Annotated in this window: 14 protein-coding genes; 8 read left to right on the forward strand and 6 right to left on the reverse strand. The window is 66.4% G+C overall.

Translation table 11 applies throughout. From position 1 onward, the window contains the following. Positions 1–247 precede the first annotated feature (247 nt). The gene (locus BES08_RS19505) at positions 248–1,117 is read right to left on the reverse strand and encodes a LysR family transcriptional regulator (RefSeq protein WP_036525011.1); all 870 of its coding nucleotides are present in this window, start codon (positions 1,115–1,117) and stop codon (positions 248–250) included. A 112-nt stretch (positions 1,118–1,229) separates the two neighbouring features. Between BES08_RS19505 and BES08_RS19510 the strand changes: the two genes are divergently transcribed. The 7 genes from BES08_RS19510 (at position 1,230) to BES08_RS19540 (ending at position 11,654) form a co-directional block, all read left to right on the forward strand. Beyond that, a complete protein-coding gene (locus tag BES08_RS19510) occupies positions 1,230–2,744 on the forward strand; it encodes a succinyl-CoA:acetate CoA-transferase ScpC (RefSeq protein WP_008832404.1) in 1,515 nt (504 codons plus the stop codon). Positions 2,745–3,027: 283 nt separating this feature from the next. After that, positions 3,028–3,651: a TetR/AcrR family transcriptional regulator gene (locus BES08_RS19515; RefSeq protein WP_036525008.1), complete on the forward strand. Its 624-nt coding sequence runs from the start codon at positions 3,028–3,030 to the stop codon at positions 3,649–3,651. 536 nt (positions 3,652–4,187) lie between these two features. Further along, the gene (locus BES08_RS19520) at positions 4,188–4,580 is read left to right on the forward strand and encodes a hypothetical protein (protein WP_069709374.1); all 393 of its coding nucleotides are present in this window, start codon (positions 4,188–4,190) and stop codon (positions 4,578–4,580) included. Further along, the gene (locus BES08_RS19525) at positions 4,577–5,845 is read left to right on the forward strand and encodes an efflux RND transporter periplasmic adaptor subunit (protein WP_008832407.1); all 1,269 of its coding nucleotides are present in this window, start codon (positions 4,577–4,579) and stop codon (positions 5,843–5,845) included. Before BES08_RS19520 ends, BES08_RS19525 begins: the two co-directional genes overlap by 4 nt. A 258-nt stretch (positions 5,846–6,103) precedes the next feature. Next, positions 6,104–9,286, forward strand: coding sequence for an efflux RND transporter permease subunit (locus tag BES08_RS19530; protein ID WP_069709375.1), 3,183 nt, complete (start codon positions 6,104–6,106; stop codon positions 9,284–9,286). 165 nt (positions 9,287–9,451) lie between these two features. Then, a complete protein-coding gene (locus BES08_RS19535) occupies positions 9,452–10,849 on the forward strand; it encodes an efflux transporter outer membrane subunit (protein WP_069709376.1) in 1,398 nt (465 codons plus the stop codon). 163 nt (positions 10,850–11,012) lie between these two features. Then, positions 11,013–11,654, forward strand: coding sequence for a GntR family transcriptional regulator (locus BES08_RS19540; protein WP_069709377.1), 642 nt, complete (start codon positions 11,013–11,015; stop codon positions 11,652–11,654). Positions 11,655–11,790: 136 nt separating this feature from the next. Here the strand turns inward: BES08_RS19540 and BES08_RS19545 are convergent, their stop codons facing one another. The 3 genes from BES08_RS19545 to BES08_RS19555 are packed head-to-tail and all read right to left on the reverse strand — an operon-like array spanning position 11,791 to position 14,557. Then, complete coding sequence (locus tag BES08_RS19545) at positions 11,791–13,002, reverse strand: CaiB/BaiF CoA transferase family protein (RefSeq protein WP_008832411.1); 1,212 nt, start codon at positions 13,000–13,002, stop codon at positions 11,791–11,793. Between the two features lie 5 nt (positions 13,003–13,007). Then, the gene (locus BES08_RS19550) at positions 13,008–13,919 is read right to left on the reverse strand and encodes a hydroxymethylglutaryl-CoA lyase (RefSeq protein WP_008832412.1); all 912 of its coding nucleotides are present in this window, start codon (positions 13,917–13,919) and stop codon (positions 13,008–13,010) included. Further along, positions 13,916–14,557, reverse strand: a complete 642-nt coding sequence (locus BES08_RS19555) for an isochorismatase family protein (RefSeq protein WP_008832413.1) — start codon at positions 14,555–14,557, stop codon at positions 13,916–13,918. Before BES08_RS19555 ends, BES08_RS19550 begins: the two co-directional genes overlap by 4 nt. Before the next feature lie 245 nt (positions 14,558–14,802). Here BES08_RS19555 and BES08_RS19560 point away from each other — a divergent pair, with 245 nt between their 5' ends. After that, positions 14,803–15,891, forward strand: a complete 1,089-nt coding sequence (locus BES08_RS19560; protein WP_008832414.1) for a TauD/TfdA family dioxygenase — start codon at positions 14,803–14,805, stop codon at positions 15,889–15,891. A gap of 69 nt (positions 15,892–15,960) precedes the next feature. Here the strand turns inward: BES08_RS19560 and BES08_RS19565 are convergent, their stop codons facing one another. Beyond that, positions 15,961–17,520, reverse strand: a complete 1,560-nt coding sequence (locus BES08_RS19565) for a tetratricopeptide repeat-containing sulfotransferase family protein (protein ID WP_069709378.1) — start codon at positions 17,518–17,520, stop codon at positions 15,961–15,963. 190 nt (positions 17,521–17,710) lie between these two features. After that, positions 17,711–18,937, reverse strand: a complete 1,227-nt coding sequence (locus BES08_RS19570; protein ID WP_036525000.1) for an NAD(P)/FAD-dependent oxidoreductase — start codon at positions 18,935–18,937, stop codon at positions 17,711–17,713. Between the last annotated feature and the right edge of the window lie 2 nt (positions 18,938–18,939).

The following is an 18,939-nucleotide window of genomic DNA, read 5'->3' on the forward strand; positions in this document are numbered from 1 at the left end:
GAAATATCCGGGAACCAAATGCTTTAGAGGCTTAGGGAAAAGTTTGGTGCGCTCTCGAGGTCTATAACGGATGCAATTCCTGCAAGGAGCTTGCCGTGCTCGACCAACTCGATCCCATCTACTGCAGGTCCGGCTTGAGGGTCGGCTGATGACCAGCCTCCGATCAGTCATTCGTTATTTTACATAAGATACATTATCAACTTAAAGCGCATTGAAGGACCAGAATGCTTTCTTCTTGAGGCATGCGTCAGATTGGAAAATCCGTCTCAAGGAAGTCCATCACTACACGCGCACGCATCGGCATGCGCATGCCGCGAAAGCCGTTGGCGAGCATCACCGGGATGGACGGAATATCCGCATCAGGCATGATCTGCTTCAGGAGGCCACGCTCGATGTCTTCCTGGACCTGGATGCGCGGCAACAGCCCGATGCCAAGTCCCCCTCGCGTCGCGCGCAGTACTGCCTCGCTGGAATTGGCGCGCAGAAAACCCGACACCTCGAGTTCGCGGCCGTCGATCGACCATGGCGCCGGCCGCGCCGCGTAGCCATATGTCAGGCACTGATGCTGCTTCAGTTCACCGGCCGTCACAGGCACACCATGACGCTTGACATAGTCCGGCGCGGCGACCAGCACGCGCGGAAGCTGCCCTAGCAGCGTGCTTCCGGCGGCGTTTCTCCCGTCTCCTACCCAAAGCCACAGGTCCAGACCACCGTGGTCTGCCGCATCGCGCCAGTCGGCGACGAGCAGTTCGATCATCAAATCGGGATGCTGCGCCGCGATGCTTCCGAGCCGCTGCGCGTAATGGAAGCCGAGCGCCGTCGTTACGCCCACGCGCACCAGTCCGCGCGCCGCCACCGCTCCCACGAGGTCCGCTTCGGCCAGCCCTACCTGATCGAGAATCGCCACCGCGTGCTCCAGCAGTCGCTCCCCATCCGCCGTCAGCGCCTGGCTGCGCGTGGTGCGCTGAAACAGGCGCACGCCGAAATGTTGTTCCAGATCACTGATCGCCCGCGCAATCGTGGTATGGCTGAGGTTCTGGCGGCGGCCCAGCGCCGAGAAACTGCCCTCTTCGTTCAGGCGCACGAATAGCCGCAAGGATCGGATCAGGTCACTCATCTGAACGTATATAGCACAAGTGGTGTGCATATTTGATATATTGTCTTCACACACGCACGGATCGAATGGGAGCGGCGGCCCCCAGAAGGTCACCGAGATTGAGAGGCATCCCATGACAGATCGTATCGCCCGCGCCGACCTGCGTTCCAAGGTCATGTCCGCAGCCGACGCCGCCGCGCTTATCCATCACGGCCAGACCGTGGGCATGAGCGGCTTCACCGGCTCCGGCTATCCCAAGGCGGTGCCGATGGCGCTGGCCGCGCGGATCGAGGACGAGCACGCCGCCGGTCGCCCGATGCGGGTGAAGGTCTGGACCGGCGCCTCGACCGGCCCGGAACTCGACGGCGCGCTGGCCAAGGCCGATGGCATCGAACTGCGCCTGCCCTACAACTCCGACCCGATCGCGCGCGAACGGATCAACAAGGGCGAGATGGACTACCTCGACATGCATCTGTCGCAAGTGGCGCCGATGGCGTGGCAGGGGTTCCTTGGCCCCCTCGACGTCGCGGTGGTGGAAGTGACCGCGATCCGGCCGGACGGCTCGTTGGTTCCCTCGTCCTCGGTGGGGAACAACAAGACCTGGCTCGACCGTGCCGACAAGGTGATCCTCGAGGTCAACGCGTGGCAGAACCCGGCGCTGGAGGGGATGCACGACATCTATTACGGCACCGCGCTGCCCCCTGCCCGCGTGCCGATCCCGCTGGTCCGCCCCGACGACCGGATCGGCCAGGCCACGCTGCAGTGCGATCCCGCCAAGATCGTCGCCATCGTCGAGACCGACGCGCCCGACCGCAACCTGCCGTTCACCGCGCCCGATGCCAGCGCCCTGAAGATCGCCGACCACATCATCGAGTTCCTCAGCCATGAGGTGGCGAAGGGCCGCCTGCCCGCATCGCTGCTACCGCTGCAGTCGGGTGTCGGCAACATCGCCAACGCCGTGCTGACCGGCCTCGTCAATGGCCCGTTCGACGATCTGACGGCCTACACCGAGGTGATCCAGGACGGCATGCTGGACCTCATCGACGCGGGCAAACTACGTGTGGCCTCCGCCACGGCGTTCTCGCTCAGCCCCGAGGCGGCCGAGCGGATCAATGCCGAGATGGCGCGCTATGCCAGCCGGATGATCCTGCGCCCGCAAGAAATCTCCAACCACCCCGAACTGATCCGGCGCCTCGGCTGCATCGCAATGAACGGGCTGATCGAGGCGGACATCTACGGCAACGTCAATTCGACGTGCGTGATGGGCAGCCGTATCCAGAACGGCATCGGCGGCTCGGGCGACTTCGCGCGCAATGCCTATGTCTCGATCTTCATGACGCCCTCCACGGCGAAGGGCGGCGCGATTTCCGCGATCGTGCCGCAGGCGGCGCATGTCGATCACATCATGCAGGACGTGGCGGTGCTGGTCACCGAGCAGGGCCTTGCCGACATGCGCGGCCTGACCCCGCGCAAGCGCGCCGCGCTGGTGATCGAGAACTGCGCGCACCCGATGTACCGCGACGCGCTGCGCGACTATTACGACCGCGCCTACCACGGCAGCTATGGCCGACACGCGCCGTCGCTGCCGAGCGAGGCGCTGTCGTGGCACCAGCGGTTCATCGATACGGGCACAATGCTTCCGGGGTGAGTGGAACGTATTGAAGCCAAACCATTTCAGTCATCCCCGCGAAGGCGGGGACCCAACTGATGACGGTGCGACATGAAGCGTCAGGAGATGAGTTCCCGCCTTCGCGGGAATGACTGAGGTTATGCAGCACACGAACTTGCCCCGGCATCCCGGCGCATGGAATTCAGGGTGACGACAGCTTTTATCGGTTACCGCGCCTTCAACCATGACCTTGAAGGCTACCCAAAATGACAGTCCCGTCACACTGGACTCTGCCCGACCCCCAACCTATATACCGCCCGGTATGAAATGCTCAGCACCAACTGCGGTGCCCCCAGCCGCCCGGGGCCGTCCCCGCGAATTCGACCCCGACGAGGCTCTTGCAGCCGCGCTTCGGGTGTTCTGGACGCGCGGCTACGAAGGCGCCTCGATGGCGGAGCTGACCGAGGCCATGGGCATCACCAAGCCCAGCCTCTATGCCTGCTTCGGCAACAAGGAAGCGCTCTTCAAGAAGACGCTCGACCTCTACGAGCGCGACAAGCTGGCCTACATGGGGAAGGCGCTCGAAGCGCCGACCGCGCGCGGCGTGGCCGAGCGGCTGCTGACCGGCGCACTGGCGACTCATTGCGGCGAGAAGGACCCTCACGGCTGCCTCGGCGTGATCAGCACCGTGGCCTGCACGCCTGAGGCGGACTCGATCCGCGCCGACGTGATCAAGCGCCGCGCCTCTTCGGAAGCCGCCGTCATCAAGCGCTTCGAACAGGCTCGCGATGAGGGCGACCTGCCCGACAGCGTCTGCCCCGCCAAGCTCGCGGGCTGCCTCACCACGGTGCTGCAGGGCCTTTCGGTCAAGGCACAGGGCGGCGCCGGGCCGGAAGAGCTGCAGGGTACTGCGGATACGTTCCTGGCGATGTGGCCGGGGCGCTGAACCAACCCAACCCCTCCCGCAAGCGGGAGGGGAGAAGTATAGCGCACCATTTCACCCTCCCGCATGCGGGAGGGTCGCGAGACTTGGCCCGCAGGGCGTAGTCGCAGCGAGGTGGGCCTTCGCACTTGCGGAAAAAATTCGTTCAACGGGCGTTCAGCCTCTTGAAACCCTCTTCAGAGTCCTAATTTACCGGTCGGTACAGAAACCTGCTTGACGTGACCCGGACCTGAATATATACCGCTTGGTATAGAAATGAACCGCCCGAATCGCCTCCCCCCGGCCTCGGGTATTCCCATCACCGACCGGTCCCGACCGGCCGCCTGACAGCTGCACTCCCTCCCGGGAAGCGGCTCGATGACACACATCCGGCTCGTGCCGACGACTGGACATTCGCGTGTCCGGCGACGGGAGAGCCTTACCCGCACCCTTCCGGCTGCCCCAAGCCGGAAGCCGCTCCGGCGCGCACCCTTCCCCCCTGTCCCGGGGTGCGTGCCGGGGCACACCTGAACTCGCCCTACTTACGCAGGAGCACGGATATGGCCTTCATCGACTTCTCCGATGCAGCGCTGCAGGCGCTGCCCATCTCGCTGGCCCCTTCGGCCAACACCGCCAGCGAGACGCTGACCCTTACCGAGCGGCGCATCCTCGCTCTTGCGCGGACCGACGGGATGCAGTCGCTGAAACCGGCGCGCAAGCGCGGCTGGTTCCTGCGCTTCGTCCTTGGCCCCACGCCGCCTTCGCCCACGCTGGCGAACGAACGCCTCGAAGCGCTGCGCCGTCTGGCCGTGCGCGCCTGGCACCATGGTTACACCCTGCCGGTCTCGGCGCTGAAGGAAGCCCGCGCAGCAGGCTGGTCCGAGGCCAAGATCGGCGCCGTCATCGACACCATCGGGCGCACCCGCGCCCCCTTCCGGAGCATCGCCACGTGACAGTCGCGACCAAACTCGAAATCCCCTCCGAATACGCTTCCGGCGAACAGACCACCGAGCAGCGCACCGGATCACGACGTGCCCAGATCGCCATCGGCGCGCTGGCGCTCGTCGCGGTCGCCGGGCTTGGCTGGAAGTTCATCGGCGGCACCGAACCCGCCGCTGCCCTACCCCCGCCCGCACTGGTGCAGGTGGCCCATCCGCTGGTGAAGGACGTCACCGAGTGGGACGACTATGTCGGCCGCTTCGCCCCCAGCAAGACGGTCGAAGTGCGTCCGCGCGTCTCGGGCGCCATTACCCAGGTGCTGTTCAGGGACGGTGACTACGTGCAGGCCGGACAGGCGCTGTTCGTGGTCGATCCGCGCCCTTACGCCGCCTCGCTCGCCGAAGCGCGGGCGGATGCGGCTTCGGCCAGCGCCACCCTCGCGCTCGCCCGTTCGGACTATGCCCGCGTCGCCGGTCTGACCGGGGACGAGGCGATGGCCGCCAGCGAAGTCGACAACCTGCGCTCGCGCGTCCGTGCCGCCGAGGCTGCTCTTGCGGCGGCTCAGGCGCGGGTGCGTTCGCGCAGCCTCGATGTGGAATTCGCCACCGTGCGCGCGCCGATCTCGGGCCGCGTGTCGGATCGCCGGGTGGACGCGGGCAACCTCGTCTCGGGCGATGCCGGGGCGAACGCCACGCTGCTGACCACGATCAACGCCGTCAGCCCGATCTACTTCACCTTCGACGCCTCTGAATCGCTGTTCCTCAAGGCGCAGCGCGACAAGGCCAAGGGCGCCACTTCCGACGTGGAGGTGCGTCTTCAGGACGAAGCCGCCTATCGCTGGAAGGGCAAGCTGGACTTCACCGACAACGGGTTGAACCCCAGCTCCGGCACCATCCGCATCCGCGCCAGCCTCGACAACAAGGACGGCTTCCTGACGCCTGGCATGTTCGGCAACATGCGCCTCGCCAATGGCGGAACCGTCAAGGCGACGCTGGTTCCCGACGCCGCCGTGCGTTCGGACCAGACCCGCAAGGTGGTGATGGTCGTCGGCAAGGACGGCACCGTCGCCGCCAAGCCGGTCGAGGTCGGGCCGCTGGTGGACGACCTGCGCGTGATCCGCTCCGGGCTGGATGCGGGCGATTCGGTGATCGTCTCGAACTACCAAGCGGCGATCCCGGGCACCAAGGTGACCACCAAGGTGGGCCGGATCGAGCGCGGCAAGGTCGAAAGCGCTCCGGCGCCGGCCGAGCCGGCGGCGGCGCAGGCGACGTTCAACTGATGACTGCACAGTAACAGACCCGTCATTCCCGCGAAGGCGGGAACCCATCTCCTGCCGGTGCCTGTCGAACGGGCATCAGATGGGTCCCCGCCTTCGCGGGGATGACGGGAGTTTTTGCGCGGAACCCATGCGTCCCCAGCAAAGGGCGCCGGGGCTCCGCTTACCCGACTTTCGCGCCAACCGGCGCGCCCGGCTTCCCAAGTTGCAGGCACACCGCCCGCAGCCCGGACTGACGCGCGCCCATCAGGGGCACTCCCAATGCGACTTTCCCGCTTCTTCATCGACCGTCCGATCTTCGCGGGCGTCGTCGCGGTGATCATCACCATCGTCGGCGCCATCGCGTTCATCGGCCTGCCGGTGAGCCAGTACCCGGACATCGTTCCGCCCACCGTCACGGTCAACGCGCAGTATCCCGGCGCCTCGGCCGAGACCGTCGCCGACACCGTCGCCGCTCCGATCGAGCAGGAGATCAACGGCGTCGACAACATGCTCTACATGGATTCGCAGTCGACCGGCGACGGCAAGGTGACGATCACCGTCACCTTCAAGATCGGCACCGACCTTGATGCCGCGCAGGTGCTGGTGCAGAACCGCGTCGCCATCGCCGAGCCGCGTCTTCCCGACGCGGTGCGCTCGATGGGCGTGGTCACCAAGAAGGCCAGCCCGGACTTCCTGATGGTGGTCAACCTGCAGTCGCCCGACGGCACGTATGATCGCGACTACATCTCCAACTATGCGCTCACGCAAGTGAAGGACCGCCTCGCCCGTCTCGACGGCGTCGGCGACGTCCAGACCTTCGGCGCGCGCGATTACGGCATGCGCATCTGGATCGATCCGGGCCGCGCCGCGCAGCTCAACCTGACGGCGGGCGAGATCGTCGCCGCCCTGCGCGCGCAGAACGTGCAGATTTCCGCAGGCAGCATCGGCGCGCCCCCGTTCGACAAGGGCAACGCCTACCAGATCGGCATCGAGGCGCAGGGCCGCCTGACCGAGCCGCAGCAGTTCGCCGACATCATCGTGCGCACCGATGCGGACGGCCATCAGGTCCGCGTGCGCGACGTCGCCCGCGTGGAACTGGGCGCGCAGGACTACACCACCAACACCTACCTTTCGGGCAATCCCACCGTCGTCATGGCGGTGATGCAGCGCCCCGGCTCCAACGCGCTCGAAACCGCCAAGCTGGTGCGTTCCGAGATGGACGCCATGCAGGCCAAGTTCCCCAAGGGACTTGAATACTCGGTCATCTACAACCCCACCGAGTTCATCGGCCAGTCGATCGACGCGGTGTACCACACGCTGTTCGAGGCGGTGATCCTCGTCGTCCTCGTCATCCTCGTGTTCCTGCAGAACTGGCGCGCGGCGATCATTCCGATCCTCGCGATCCCGGTCTCGCTGGTCGGCACCGCGATCATGCTGATGGCGGTGGGCTATTCGCTCAACAACCTCTCGCTGTTCGGCCTCGTGCTCGCCATCGGCATCGTCGTCGACGACGCGATCGTCGTGGTCGAGAACGTGGAGCGCTACATCGAGGAGGGCCTGACCCCGCTCGAAGCCGCCCGCCGCTCGATGGACGAAGTGTCCGGCGCGCTGGTCGCGATCGTGCTGGTGCTCTGCGCGGTGTTCGTGCCGACGCTGTTCATCACCGGCATCTCGGGCCAGTTCTACAAGCAGTTCGCAGTGACGATCTCGACCGCCACGGTCATCTCGCTGGTGCTCTCGCTGACGCTCTCGCCCGCGATGGCCGCGCTGCTGCTCAAGCACAAGGAGCGGGTCGGACCCGCAGCCCCGCGCTGGCGCCGCGCGCTCCAGTCGGGTGCGGACAAGTTCAACCACGGCTTCGACCGCATGAGCGCCAGCTACGCCCGCCTCACCCTGCGTCTGGTCAAGGCCCCCACGCGCATGATGGCGACTTATGCCGCCCTCATCGCCGGAACCGTGGGCCTGTTCTGGGCGACGCCGACCGGCTTCATCCCGCAGCAGGACCAGGGCTACTTCCTTGCCGCCGCGTTCCTGCCCTCGGGCTCCTCGCTGGAGCGCACGGACGAGGTGACCAAGGACATCGCCAAGCGTCTCCTGCCGATCAAGGGCATTCGCGGCGCGGTGATGTTCGCCGGCTTCCACGGCCCCTCGCGCACCGCATCGCCGGATTCGGCCGCGATCTACTTCCCGTTCAAGAGCTTCGAGGAGCGCAAGGAACTGGGCGTGACCGGCCCGGAAATCATGGCGCAGGCGCAGGAAGCGCTCAAGGGCTACGACAAGGCCATGGTCCTCGTCATTCCGCCGCCGACCATCAACGGCATCGTCCCCCCGGGCGGCTACCGCATGATCGTGGAGGACAACGAAGGTCGCGGCTACGGCGAGCTTGCCAAGGCGGCGGGCGGCGTGATCGGCAAGGCCAACCAGCAGAAGGACTTGAGCCAGGTCTACACCCTGTTCAACCAGGACACCCCGCGCGTCTTCACCGACATTGACCGCCGCAAGGCCGACATGCTCGGCATTCCGCCGGAGCGCGTGTTCGAGACGCTGCAGGTCTACCTCGGCTCGGCTTACGTGAACGACTTCAACCTGCTCGGCCGCACCTTCCGCGTCACCGCGCAGGCGGATCAGGGCAGCCGCGGCTCGATCGCCGACCTTGCCAACCTGAAGACCCGCTCGAACTCCGGCGCGATGGTGCCGATCGGTTCGGTCGCCACCTTCCAGGACAAGACCGGCCCCTACCGCGTGGTGCGCTACAACCTGCACCCCGCCGTGGAAGTCGACGGCAGCGTGGCGCCGGGCTTCTCGACCGGACAAGCCCTCTCCACCATGGAGAAGGTCGCGAACGAGACGCTCCCTTCGGGCTACAGCTTCGAGTGGACCGGCATCGCCTACCAGCAGGTGACGGCGGGCAACACGGCGGCGATCGTCTTCGGCATGGCCGTGGTCTTCGTCTTCCTCGTGCTGGCCGCGCAGTATGAAAGCCTGACTCTGCCGCTGGCGATCGTGCTGATCGTACCGATGTGCCTCTTCGCGGCCATGGCGGGCGTGAACCTGCGGGGCATGGACAACAACATCCTCACCCAGATCGGCCTCGTCGTGCTGATCGCGCTGGCGGCCAAGAACGCGATCCTCGTGGTCGAATTCGCCAAGCAGGCCGAAGAGGAACAGGGCATGGGCATCGTCGAGGCGGCCGTCTACGCCGCGCAGACCCGCCTGCGTCCGATCCTGATGACCAGCTTCGCGTTCATCCTGGGCGCAGTCCCGCTGGTGATCGCGCAGGGCGCCGGTGCCGAACTGCGGCAGGCGCTGGGCACGGCGGTGTTCTTCGGCATGACCGGCGTCACCGGCTTCGGGCTGCTGTTCACGCCGACGTTCTACGTGGTGTGCCGGGGTCTGGCGGAAAAGCTGCGCCGCCGTCCGCGCCCGCACCATGCGGACCTCCACGCGGTTCCGGCTGAGTAACGCAAGGGCGGCGCCGAGGCCCTTCGACAAGCTCAGGGCGAGCGGGGTTGGGCTTATCCCAATCCCCTCGCCTAAGGCTTCGCGGAATCCCCCCAACCCGCTCAGGCTGAGCTTGTCGAAGCCCCGGCGCCCACCTCACGATTTCATCGACACAGGACATATCCGATGATGAAGCAGACTTTAGCGGCCCTCCTCTCCGCCACCGCCCTTTCTGCCTGCGCCGTCGGGCCGGACCATGTGGCCCCCACCCCGCCCGCTTCGGCCGAGGCCCCATTCGTCGGCGTGCAGAGCGCGGACGTCACCACTGCCGCGCCCGACGACACCTGGTGGAAGCTCTACAACGACCCGGCGCTCGATGCCCTCGTCACCGACGCGCTCGCCGCCAACACCGACATCCGCGTCGCCGTCGCCCGCATCGAGAAGGCCCGCGCCACCTTGCGGGGATCGCGCGCCGACCGCCTGCCCTCCACCGACCTCAGCGCCACCGGCACGTACGGCCGCGTGTCGGAAAGCCAGGTGCTCCCCGGCTACGACCGCGAAGGCCGCCGCGTCGATGGCGGGCTCTCGGTGAACTACGAGGTGGACCTGTTCGGCCGCGTCAAGCGCGGTATCGAAGCCTCGCGCGCGGACCTCGCCGCCGCGCAGGAGGACGCCGACGCGGTGCGCGTCACCGTGGTCGCCGATACCGTGCGCGCCTATGTCGATGCCACCAGCGCCAACGAACAGATCGACGTCGCCCAGCGCACCGTGGACCTGCTCGCCCGCTCGGAACGCATCACCAACGCCCGCTTCGAACGCGGCCTCAACCAGAAGCTCGACGTCATCCGCGTCACCCAACTGCGCGAGGCACAGGCGGCCGCCATCCCGACCTTGCAGGCCCGCCGCGACGCCGCCCTGTTCCGCATCGCCGTGCTGACCGGCCGCACCCCGCAGGACCTGCCCGACAGCGTCATTGCCCGCGACACCACCCCCAATGTCGCCACCCCCATCCCGGTCGGTGACGGCGCCACGCTCCTCGCCCGCCGCCCCGACGTGAAGGCCGCCGAGCGCCGCCTTGCCGCCGACACCGCGCGCATCGGCGTGGCGACGGCGGACCTCTACCCGCGCATCACGCTGGGCGGCTCGATCGGCACCACGACGGTCGGCGCGACCGACGTGTTCGGCGGCGGCCCGCTGCGCTGGCTGCTGGGCCCACTGATTTCGTGGGCCTTCCCCAACCAGGAAGCGATCCGCGCCCGCATCAACGAAAGCAAGGCCGACGCCAAGGCCGATCTCGCCACCTTCGACGGCACCGTGCTGACGGCGCTGGGCGAAACGGAAACCGCATTGTCCGCCTACCGCAACGCCCTGCTCCGGCAGGAACGCCTCGCCGCCTCGCGCGATGCGGCGAACCGCGCAGCCAACGTCAGCCTCGCCCGCCAGAGCCGGGGTCAGATCGATGCCCTCAATGTCCTCGACGCCCAGCGCACCCTTGCCAGCGCCGAAGCGGATTCCGCAGCCGCAAAACGCGAGGTGGCCTTCGCGCAAGTCGATCTGTTCCGCGCGCTGGGAGGGCGCTGGTAGTTTAGTATACAAAGAGCTTTCACGCACGGCCCGGCTGGCGTATCATTGCAAGGGGGGCATGGCGCTTTGAAGCGGTCCTTTCCGGACTGCCCGGTTGCGCCATGCCCCCCTTTGGGTGCCGTTAGCCCCCCTCTGGGTGCCGCCGAATGCAGGAAGGTTCGAGGTGTCGAAAGCCAGCGATCAGGCTTATGAAGAGTTGCGCAGCCGCATTCTCTCGGGCGAACTCCCCCCCGGCACGCAGCTCAAGGAAGAGGAGCTGGCGGCGCTCTGCGGCGTCTCGCGCACCCCCGTCCGCGCCGCGATCCGACAACTTGAGGCCGAGCTTTTCGTGCGCCGCACCGACAGCCAGCGCTCCTTCGTGGCCGAATGGAACAACGACGATCTCGAGGAGGTCTTCGTCCTTCGCGGCATGCTTGAAGCCTACGCCGTCCGCCGTGCCGCCAGCCGGACAAACACAAGCGTCATCGCTGGTCTGAACGCCGCGAACGAGGCCATGCGTACGGTGATCGAGGCGCTCGATTTCGACCTGCCTGCCTACCTTGCCGCCAATGCCCGCTTTCACGCGCTGATCCTGGAGACGGCGGCCTCCGACCGCCTCGCCGCGCTGCTCGGCAAGCTGGTGCTGCAGCCGGTCGTCCAGCAGACGGTGCGTGCCTACAGCCGCGAGCAACTCCTGCGCAGCTACCGCGAGCACGTCGAGATCACCACCGCACTCGGCCAGCGCGATCCCGATTGGGCCGAAGCGCTGATGACGGCGCATATCCGCCGCGCGCTTCACGCCAGGCTGGAGCCTGCGGAGGGGTGATTGCCCCCTTATCCTCCCTGTCGCGCAGCGATGGGGAGGTGGCAGCCTGCAGGGCTGCCGGAGGGGTTATCCCCCTCCACCACCCGCTGCGCGGGCGGTCTCCCTCCCCATTCCTGCGGAACGGGGAGGATAGTGATCAGATCGCCGCGCCGGCCTTCAGCGCCGCGATTTCGTCCTCGCTCATGCCCAGCAGGTCGCCGTAGATTTCGGCATTGTCCTGCCCGATTTCCAGCGGAGCGCGGCGGCGCACGGAAGACGGCGTCGCCGACAGCTTGGGGAAGGCGTTCTGCATCTTGAACGAACCCCACTGCGGATGCTCGACGTCGATCAGCGCCTCGCGCGCGGCGAAGTGCGGGTCGGATAGCATCTCCGGCGCCCGGTAGATCTTGCCGGCGGGGATCGAGAATTCGATCATCTTCTCCTCCAGTTCGTCCACCGTCAGCGTGCGCGTCCACTCGGCGATGAGATCGTCCAGCTCGGTCTGGCGCTCGCCGCGTGCCACGTGGGTCGCATAGCGCTCATCGGTGCCGATTTCGGGGCGGCCCATGGCCTGGCAGAGCCGCTTGAAGATCGCGTCCTGATTGGCGCCGATCAGGTACTCGCCGTCGCTGGTGGGATAGACGTTCGACGGCGCGATACCTTCAAGGATCGAGCCGGTACGCTTGCGGACATGGTCGGAAACCATGTACTCGGGCACCAGGCTTTCCATGACCTGCAGCACCGCCTCGTAGAGTGCGCTGTCCACCACCTGGCCCTTGCCGGTGCGCTCGCGGGCGTGGAGCGCGGCCAGCGCGCCCATGCAGCCGTAAGTCGCGGCAAGGCTGTCACCGATGGAGACGCCCATGCGGCTCGGCGCGCGGTCGGGATCGCCGACGATGTAGCGCCATCCGCCCATGGCCTCGCCGATGCCGCCGAAGCCCGCGCGCGAGGAATAAGGCCCGGTCTGGCCGTAGCCCGAAACGCGCACGATGATCAGGCGCGGGTTGATCTCATGCAGCACGTCCGGGCCGAGGCCCCACTTTTCCATGGTGCCGGGCTTGAAGTTCTCGATCAGGATGTCGGCATGGGCGACGAGCTTGCGCACGATCTCCTGACCTTGGGGCACGCGCAAGTTGGCGCTGACCGACTTCTTGTTGCGCGCGACCACTTCCCACCACAGCTTGGCGTCGCCGTGGCCCCAGTTGCGCATGGGGTCGCCGCCGCCTTTCCCGTCGATCTGCGGCGGTTCGACCTTGATGACTTCGGCGCCCATGTCGCCCAGCAACTGGCCGCAGAACGGCCCGGCGATGAGCTGGCCGAGTTCGACCACGCGGATGTCGGTCAAGGCGCCGGTGTTAGGGGTGTCCATGGCGGTCAGGCTTTCTGTTCGATGGTCTGCGGGAACGAGCCGGCACGGCTCACCATTGCGGGAAGGGGCTTGTTCATGACAGTTTCCAGCCACTTGGCGTGGCCGATCGCGGCGGCAAGGTCGTAGCCGGTCGCCACGTCCGAGCGATCCAGCATGTAGAGCAGGTCCTCGGTGGCGATGTTGCCGGTGGCGTTGGGCGCGAAGGGGCAGCCGCCGATCCCGCCGAGCGCGGCGTCGAGCGTGGTCGCCCCCGCCTCGATCGCGGCCCAGGCATTGGCGATGCCGGTGTTGCGCGTGTTGTGGAGGTGGACGCGGACGGGAATGCCGCCGATCGCCTCGCGCACCTGGGTTACAAGGCGCGATACCTGGGCGGGCACGGCGACGCCGATGGTGTCGGCCAGCGCAATCTCGCGCGGGGCCACTTCGGCGAGCTTGCGGGCCATGGCGACGACGCGTTCGGCGGGCACTTCGCCTTCGAAGGGGCAGCCGAACGCGGCGCCGATGGTCACCTGACCGCTCTTGCCCGCTGCCTTGGCGGCGAGCACGATTTCGGACGCGACACCGATGGATTCGTCGCTGGTCTGGCCCTGGTTGCGCATCGCGAAACCGTCGGTCGAGACGCAGACCGCGCCCGCTTCGTCGATACCGGCGGCGAGACCGCGCTCCAGCCCGCGCATGTTCATGACGAGGCCCACGTACGTCAGGTCGCCCCGGCGCGGCAGCATGGCGAGGAGTTCGTCAGTGCCCGCCATCTGCGGCACCTTCTTGGGGTTCACGAAGCTGCCGACCTCGATCCGGCGGGCGCCGCAGTCGATCAGGCGGCGGATCAGTTCGGCCTTGTCTTCCAGCGAGACGAGGACTTTCTCGTTCTGCAAGCCGTCGCGCGGGGCAACTTCGACGATCTCGATCGCGGTCATCGAATGGTCTCCAGTTCGGACAGATAGGTGATGATCGCCTCTTCCGAGACGACGTCTGCATATTTCGCGTTCATGTCGAAGAGGTTGGCCTTGTGCGGCTCGGGATGGCGATCGCCGCAGGCGTCGGCGACGACAGCGGTGCGGAAGCCGTGCGACATGGCATCCACGCAAGTCGCGCGCACGCAGCCGCTGGTGGACAGGCCGCCGAGGATCACCTGGTCGATGCCCCGCGCGGTCAGCGTCGCGGCAAGCGAAGTTCCGAAGAAGGCGCTGGGGTACTGCTTGGTCAGCACGATCTCGTCCGCTTGCGGTTCCAGCCCCTTGGGCCATGCGCCCATCGGGTTGCCGGCGATGAAAGCCTCGAGCGCCGGGACCTTCTCGAAGAAGCGGCCACCGTCGATACCGCCGGGGTGGTACGTCACGTTGGTCAGGATCACAGGCACGCCCGCTGCCCGCGCGGCTTCACGCACGCGCAGCGCCGATGTCAATGCGTCCTCGACTCCAGCGTAAAGCGGACTGTCTGGCGCGAAGTAGGCTTCGACGAAATCGATCAGAACCAGCGCCGGGAAGCGCCCGAAGCCGGCCTTTCCGCCAAACGCCACGGCGTAATTGTCTTCCAGCGCAGCATTCGCCGCCATTGCGCAAGCTCCCGATGAACCGTCGAATCGACACGGTTACGGCGGCATTTTTAGTATACAAAAATCTGTGTAGTCAACGTAAATCCGCCAAATGTGCGGCTTTTCAAGCCAAGTCAGTGCACAGAAATCAATTCCAGCGGCTATGCATGGTGAACTTTCGTGCACGTTCGCGTGCGTCCAGCATCAAGACAATGCGATGTCAGCATGCCTAGAGTGCCGCCACGCGCCACAGGAGACATGCCGTTATGACCGTCGCCGAAATTCCATCCTCCGCCCTCGGCCCCGTCCTGACCGCCGCCGCATGGCGCGGGGATCGTCTGATGGAGGGCCAGGACTGGGTCTACGAACTCGACGCGGACCAGCTCGCCGAACTGGAAACGCTGGGAAACCGCTTCCTCGAGGACGACCCTGACCTGCGTTTCGTCCAGGCGGAAGACTATCCGCTGGTCGCTTGCGCCGATGCGGTGAAGGCGTGGCGAGAGGACGTCGATTTCGGGCGCGGCTTCGTGCTGGTGCGCGGGCTGCGTTCGGACCTCTATTCCGATGCGCTGTCGAGTGCGATCTACTACGTGCTAGGCCTGCACATGGGCGATCCGATCCGCCAGAACGAGATGGGCGACCTGCTCGACCACGTCTACGCCACCAGCGACAAGACGATGGACGATCCCACTGCGAAGTCCTCCAAGGTGCGCGACAAGCTGGTCTATCATTCCGACAGTTCCGACATCGTCGCGCTGATGTGTTTGCGCGGCGCGCGCGAAGGCGGGCTGTCGTGCCTGGTCTCAGGCGCGGAGATCTACAACGAGATCCTGCGCCGCCGACCGGACCTTGCTCACCTGCTGCTCGAGCCGTTCCACTGGGACTGGAGGCGCCAGGACGCGGAAGCGCCCGCCGATACCTACACCTCGCCGGTGGTGAGTGTGGAGGACGGGGTTTTCTCGATGTATGCCGGTTCGCTCTATATCGTGACGGCGCAGGAGTACCCCGGCGTGCCGAAGCTGACCGAGGATCAGTTGGAAGTCCTGCGCCTCTTCGACGAAATTACGTACGAGCCCGGCATGGCGATCGCGATGGATTTTCGTCCCGGCGACATCCAGTGGCTGTCGAACTATGCTGCGCTCCACTCGCGCACCGAGTTCTTCGACTGGCCCGAACCGCAGCGCAAGCGCCACCTTCTACGCCTCTGGCTGTCGAGCAAGACCGATCGGCCGGTGGTCCAGGGTTTCGGCAAGAACGGCGTCGTCCAGCACCGTGCCGCGCACCGCGACGGGGTGGAGCATCCCGACGCCCGCTTCTCCATCCGCACCATGTCGGTGCCGAGGTTGCTTTCCTGACCCCTATGCCGGCTGTCACTGCGACTGGCATGGCTTATCTCGCCGCGCTCGCGGTGAGGAGCGATGGGCTCAGGCGTCGATACCCTGCGTCTGCAGCCATGCCCGCGCTGGCGCGAGTGCCGCTTCATGCGCACGCCAGCGCTCGACGGCATCTGCGTTGATCGGCCGCCGAACCTGCGCCGCGCTCGGCGTGGCAACGGCGGCGCGGTTCTCGTGGAAGGCGAGGCAGGCCTCGTCCCACTCCAGTCCGCAATGAGCAAGCATTCGCCGCGTCTCGCCCTCCTGATCGGCGACGAGCGCCTCATAGGACAATTGCAACACGCTATCCGGCCAGAGGCTTTGCCATAACTTCATCAACCGGTCGAAGCGCGCATAGTAGCGTGCGGTATCCATCAGATCGTAGGAATAGGCGTAGTAAGGCGACTGGCTTCCGAACAGATTTTTGTAATTGCTCCAGATCGTGTCCATCGGATTACGACGCAGACAGACGATCCGGGCATCGGGCAAGGCGCGCGCAATGTGCCCGATGTACAGGAAATTGGCAGGCAGTTTGTCGGTGAAGCGCGGCTTCTGCGCCGCCACGTGATGGGCCGCACGCTCAAGGTAGGCGGCGGCCAGTTCCCCAGCATCGACAGCGACGCTCGCCGCAACGGTTTCGCCGTCGATGACGCGGCGCGATGGAGTACCTGCCAGCAGCTTCACCGCCAGCGGCATCGCCTGCAATTCACCGGCCGCCTCGACGTCGCGATGAGAGGACAGGATGCGATCGACGAGCGTGGTTCCGGTGCGCGGCATGCCGACCACGAATATGGGAGCGGCGCCGCGCCGCCCTTCACTTCTTACCGGCGAGCCCTTTTCGAACACGGTTTCGATTGCGTCGAATATCTCGGCATCCTGCGCGAAATCGTAGCCGATGCTGCGCTTGTGCGCGTCGTTGGCGGCCGACAGGTGGCGGAACGCATCGGCGGAGTTACCGATATCTTCGTGCTCCTTGGCCAGCGCATAGCGAATGCGCAGCGCAGCGTCCGGCTCACGTACCGCCGCCAGCGCCGCGTTCAGCCGGGGGACGTGATTGGCCTGCGCGGTCTGCCGTGACAGGATGGCAAGGGCGTAATGCGCCCGCGCATTGACCGGGTCAGCGGCAAGGATCGTCTCGTAGTGAGCGCTTGCCTCATTGAGACGGCCGGTAAAGCCGCTGGCGGCCGCAAGGTTGTAGCGATATTCGAGGTCGTCCGGCTCGGCTGCCACTGCGGCAGCGAACGGCGCGAGCGAGGCTTCGTGATCGCCGAGGCGCGCCAGTACGCACCCGATGGTGTCGAAAGTGCGCGCATCCATCGGCGACAGCGCCATCGCCTCCCGCGCCGCGTCTGCCGCCTCCCCGTCGCGCCGCAGCAGGATGAGCAGCTTGGCCAGTTGGGCAAGATGCTCCGGCTCCGGCCCGCGCGCGACCGCCGCTTCGAGCAGGGGCACCGCACGCGCGATCTGCCCCGCTTCTGCCGCCGCCACGCCAAGCAGGAAAAAACCCGCCGGTTGGTCCGGCCTCGCCTGCGCCAGCGCACCCGCCGCCGACGCCGCGCCCTTCAGGTCCCCCTGTCGCAACGCTGCTCTCGCCTGTGCTTCAAGCGTCATGTGGAGCAACGGTCGGAACGATGGGCTTGGAAGGAAACAATCCGGCGCGACCTCTACTGCTGTTCGAGGCGACGAGCCTACCTGCCGGGTCGCGCCCTGACAATCGCCCCGATCACTTCCTCGCTGCTCTCGTCGTCGCAAGGCGGTTCACGGCCAGCGGTCCCGGATCGGGTCCGGGACGACGTCATCCTCACACCAGTTCTTTCAGCGGTACGCCTGCGTCGGCGAGGCGCTCGACATCAGGCGTCGCACCCGCTTCCACCAGCTTGCGGCCCTGCACGTAGTCCTTGACCATGTTCACGCAGTCCAGCGCCACGACCTTGCCCTGCTTGAGGTAAACCACCGAGAAGCTGCGCCCCTCGACGTCGCCGCGCGTCACCGTCTGGTCGAAGCCCATGTTGATCCCGGCCGTCTGCAGCTTGAGATCGTACTGGTTCGACCAGAACCACGGGAACGCCTTGTACGGCTTTGCGTCCCCGCAGATCGCCTTGGCCACGCACGTTGCCATGTCGTTGGCGTTCTGCACCGATTCCACCCGCATCACCGTGCCGCCCGCATAATCGCAGGCGAAGGCCGCGCAGTCGCCGATCGCGTAGATGTCCGGTAGCGAGGTGCGGCAGAACTCGTCCACGTCCACGCCGTTGGCGCCCGAGGCACCTGCGAGGATCAGCGGACCGACGGCGGGCACGATGCCGATGCCGACGATCACCGCCTCGGCGGGGATCACCTCGCCATCGACCAGTTTCACGCCCGTTACCCGGTGACCGTCGCCTTCGAGGCATTCAACCGCAACGCCGGTGCGCAGATCGACGCCGTGATCGCGGTGTTCCTTCTGGTAGAACTCGGACAGTTCCTCACCCGCGACGCGCGCCAGCAAGCGCGGCAGGGCTTCGAGCAGGACCACGCTCAGCCCCATCTTCGACAGCACCGCCGCTGCCTCGAGGCCGATATAGCCGCCACCGATGACGACAATGTTGCGCGTTCCCGCATCGACCTCGGCCATCAGCGTGTCGCAGTCCTCGCGGGTGCGCACGGCGTGGACGCCAGCCAGCTCTGCGCCGCCGCACGACAGGCGCCGCGGATCGCCTCCGGTCGCCCAGACCAGCTTGCCGTAGCCGAAGGTCGTGCCGTTCGAGAGCGTCAGTTCCTTCGCCTCGGCGTCCACCTTGGTGACTTCGGTGGAGAGCTTGAAGGTCACCTCCTTCTCGGCCCAGAACGTCGGCGGGCGGATGTAGAGGCGGTCGAAGCTCTTCTCCCGCGCGAAGTATTCCTTCGAGAGCGGCGGGCGCTCGTAAGGATGCTCCGGCTCGCGGCCGATGACAGTGATGGTTCCGGTGAACCCGTTCTGGCGCAGGGCGAGCGCGCACTGCGCTCCCCCATGTCCCGCTCCCACGATGACGACGTCTGATTTTTCCATGG

It is taken from the genome of Novosphingobium resinovorum (assembly GCF_001742225.1).
Classification (GTDB): domain Bacteria; phylum Pseudomonadota; class Alphaproteobacteria; order Sphingomonadales; family Sphingomonadaceae; genus Novosphingobium; species Novosphingobium resinovorum_A.

Coding starts and splice junctions, on each gene's coding strand:
- BES08_RS19570 (WP_036525000.1), bottom strand. CDS start 18,937: ATGGAAAAATCAGACGTCGTCATCGTGGGAGCGGGACATGGGGGAGCG.
- BES08_RS19520 (WP_069709374.1), top strand. CDS start 4,188: ATGGCCTTCATCGACTTCTCCGATGCAGCGCTGCAGGCGCTGCCCATC.
- BES08_RS19545 (WP_008832411.1), bottom strand. CDS start 13,002: ATGGACACCCCTAACACCGGCGCCTTGACCGACATCCGCGTGGTCGAA.
- BES08_RS19530 (WP_069709375.1), top strand. CDS start 6,104: ATGCGACTTTCCCGCTTCTTCATCGACCGTCCGATCTTCGCGGGCGTC.
- BES08_RS19550 (WP_008832412.1), bottom strand. CDS start 13,919: ATGACCGCGATCGAGATCGTCGAAGTTGCCCCGCGCGACGGCTTGCAG.
- BES08_RS19515 (WP_036525008.1), top strand. CDS start 3,028: ATGAAATGCTCAGCACCAACTGCGGTGCCCCCAGCCGCCCGGGGCCGT.
- BES08_RS19565 (WP_069709378.1), bottom strand. CDS start 17,520: ATGACGCTTGAAGCACAGGCGAGAGCAGCGTTGCGACAGGGGGACCTG.
- BES08_RS19560 (WP_008832414.1), top strand. CDS start 14,803: ATGACCGTCGCCGAAATTCCATCCTCCGCCCTCGGCCCCGTCCTGACC.
- BES08_RS19505 (WP_036525011.1), bottom strand. CDS start 1,117: ATGAGTGACCTGATCCGATCCTTGCGGCTATTCGTGCGCCTGAACGAA.
- BES08_RS19535 (WP_069709376.1), top strand. CDS start 9,452: ATGATGAAGCAGACTTTAGCGGCCCTCCTCTCCGCCACCGCCCTTTCT.
- BES08_RS19510 (WP_008832404.1), top strand. CDS start 1,230: ATGACAGATCGTATCGCCCGCGCCGACCTGCGTTCCAAGGTCATGTCC.
- BES08_RS19555 (WP_008832413.1), bottom strand. CDS start 14,557: ATGGCGGCGAATGCTGCGCTGGAAGACAATTACGCCGTGGCGTTTGGC.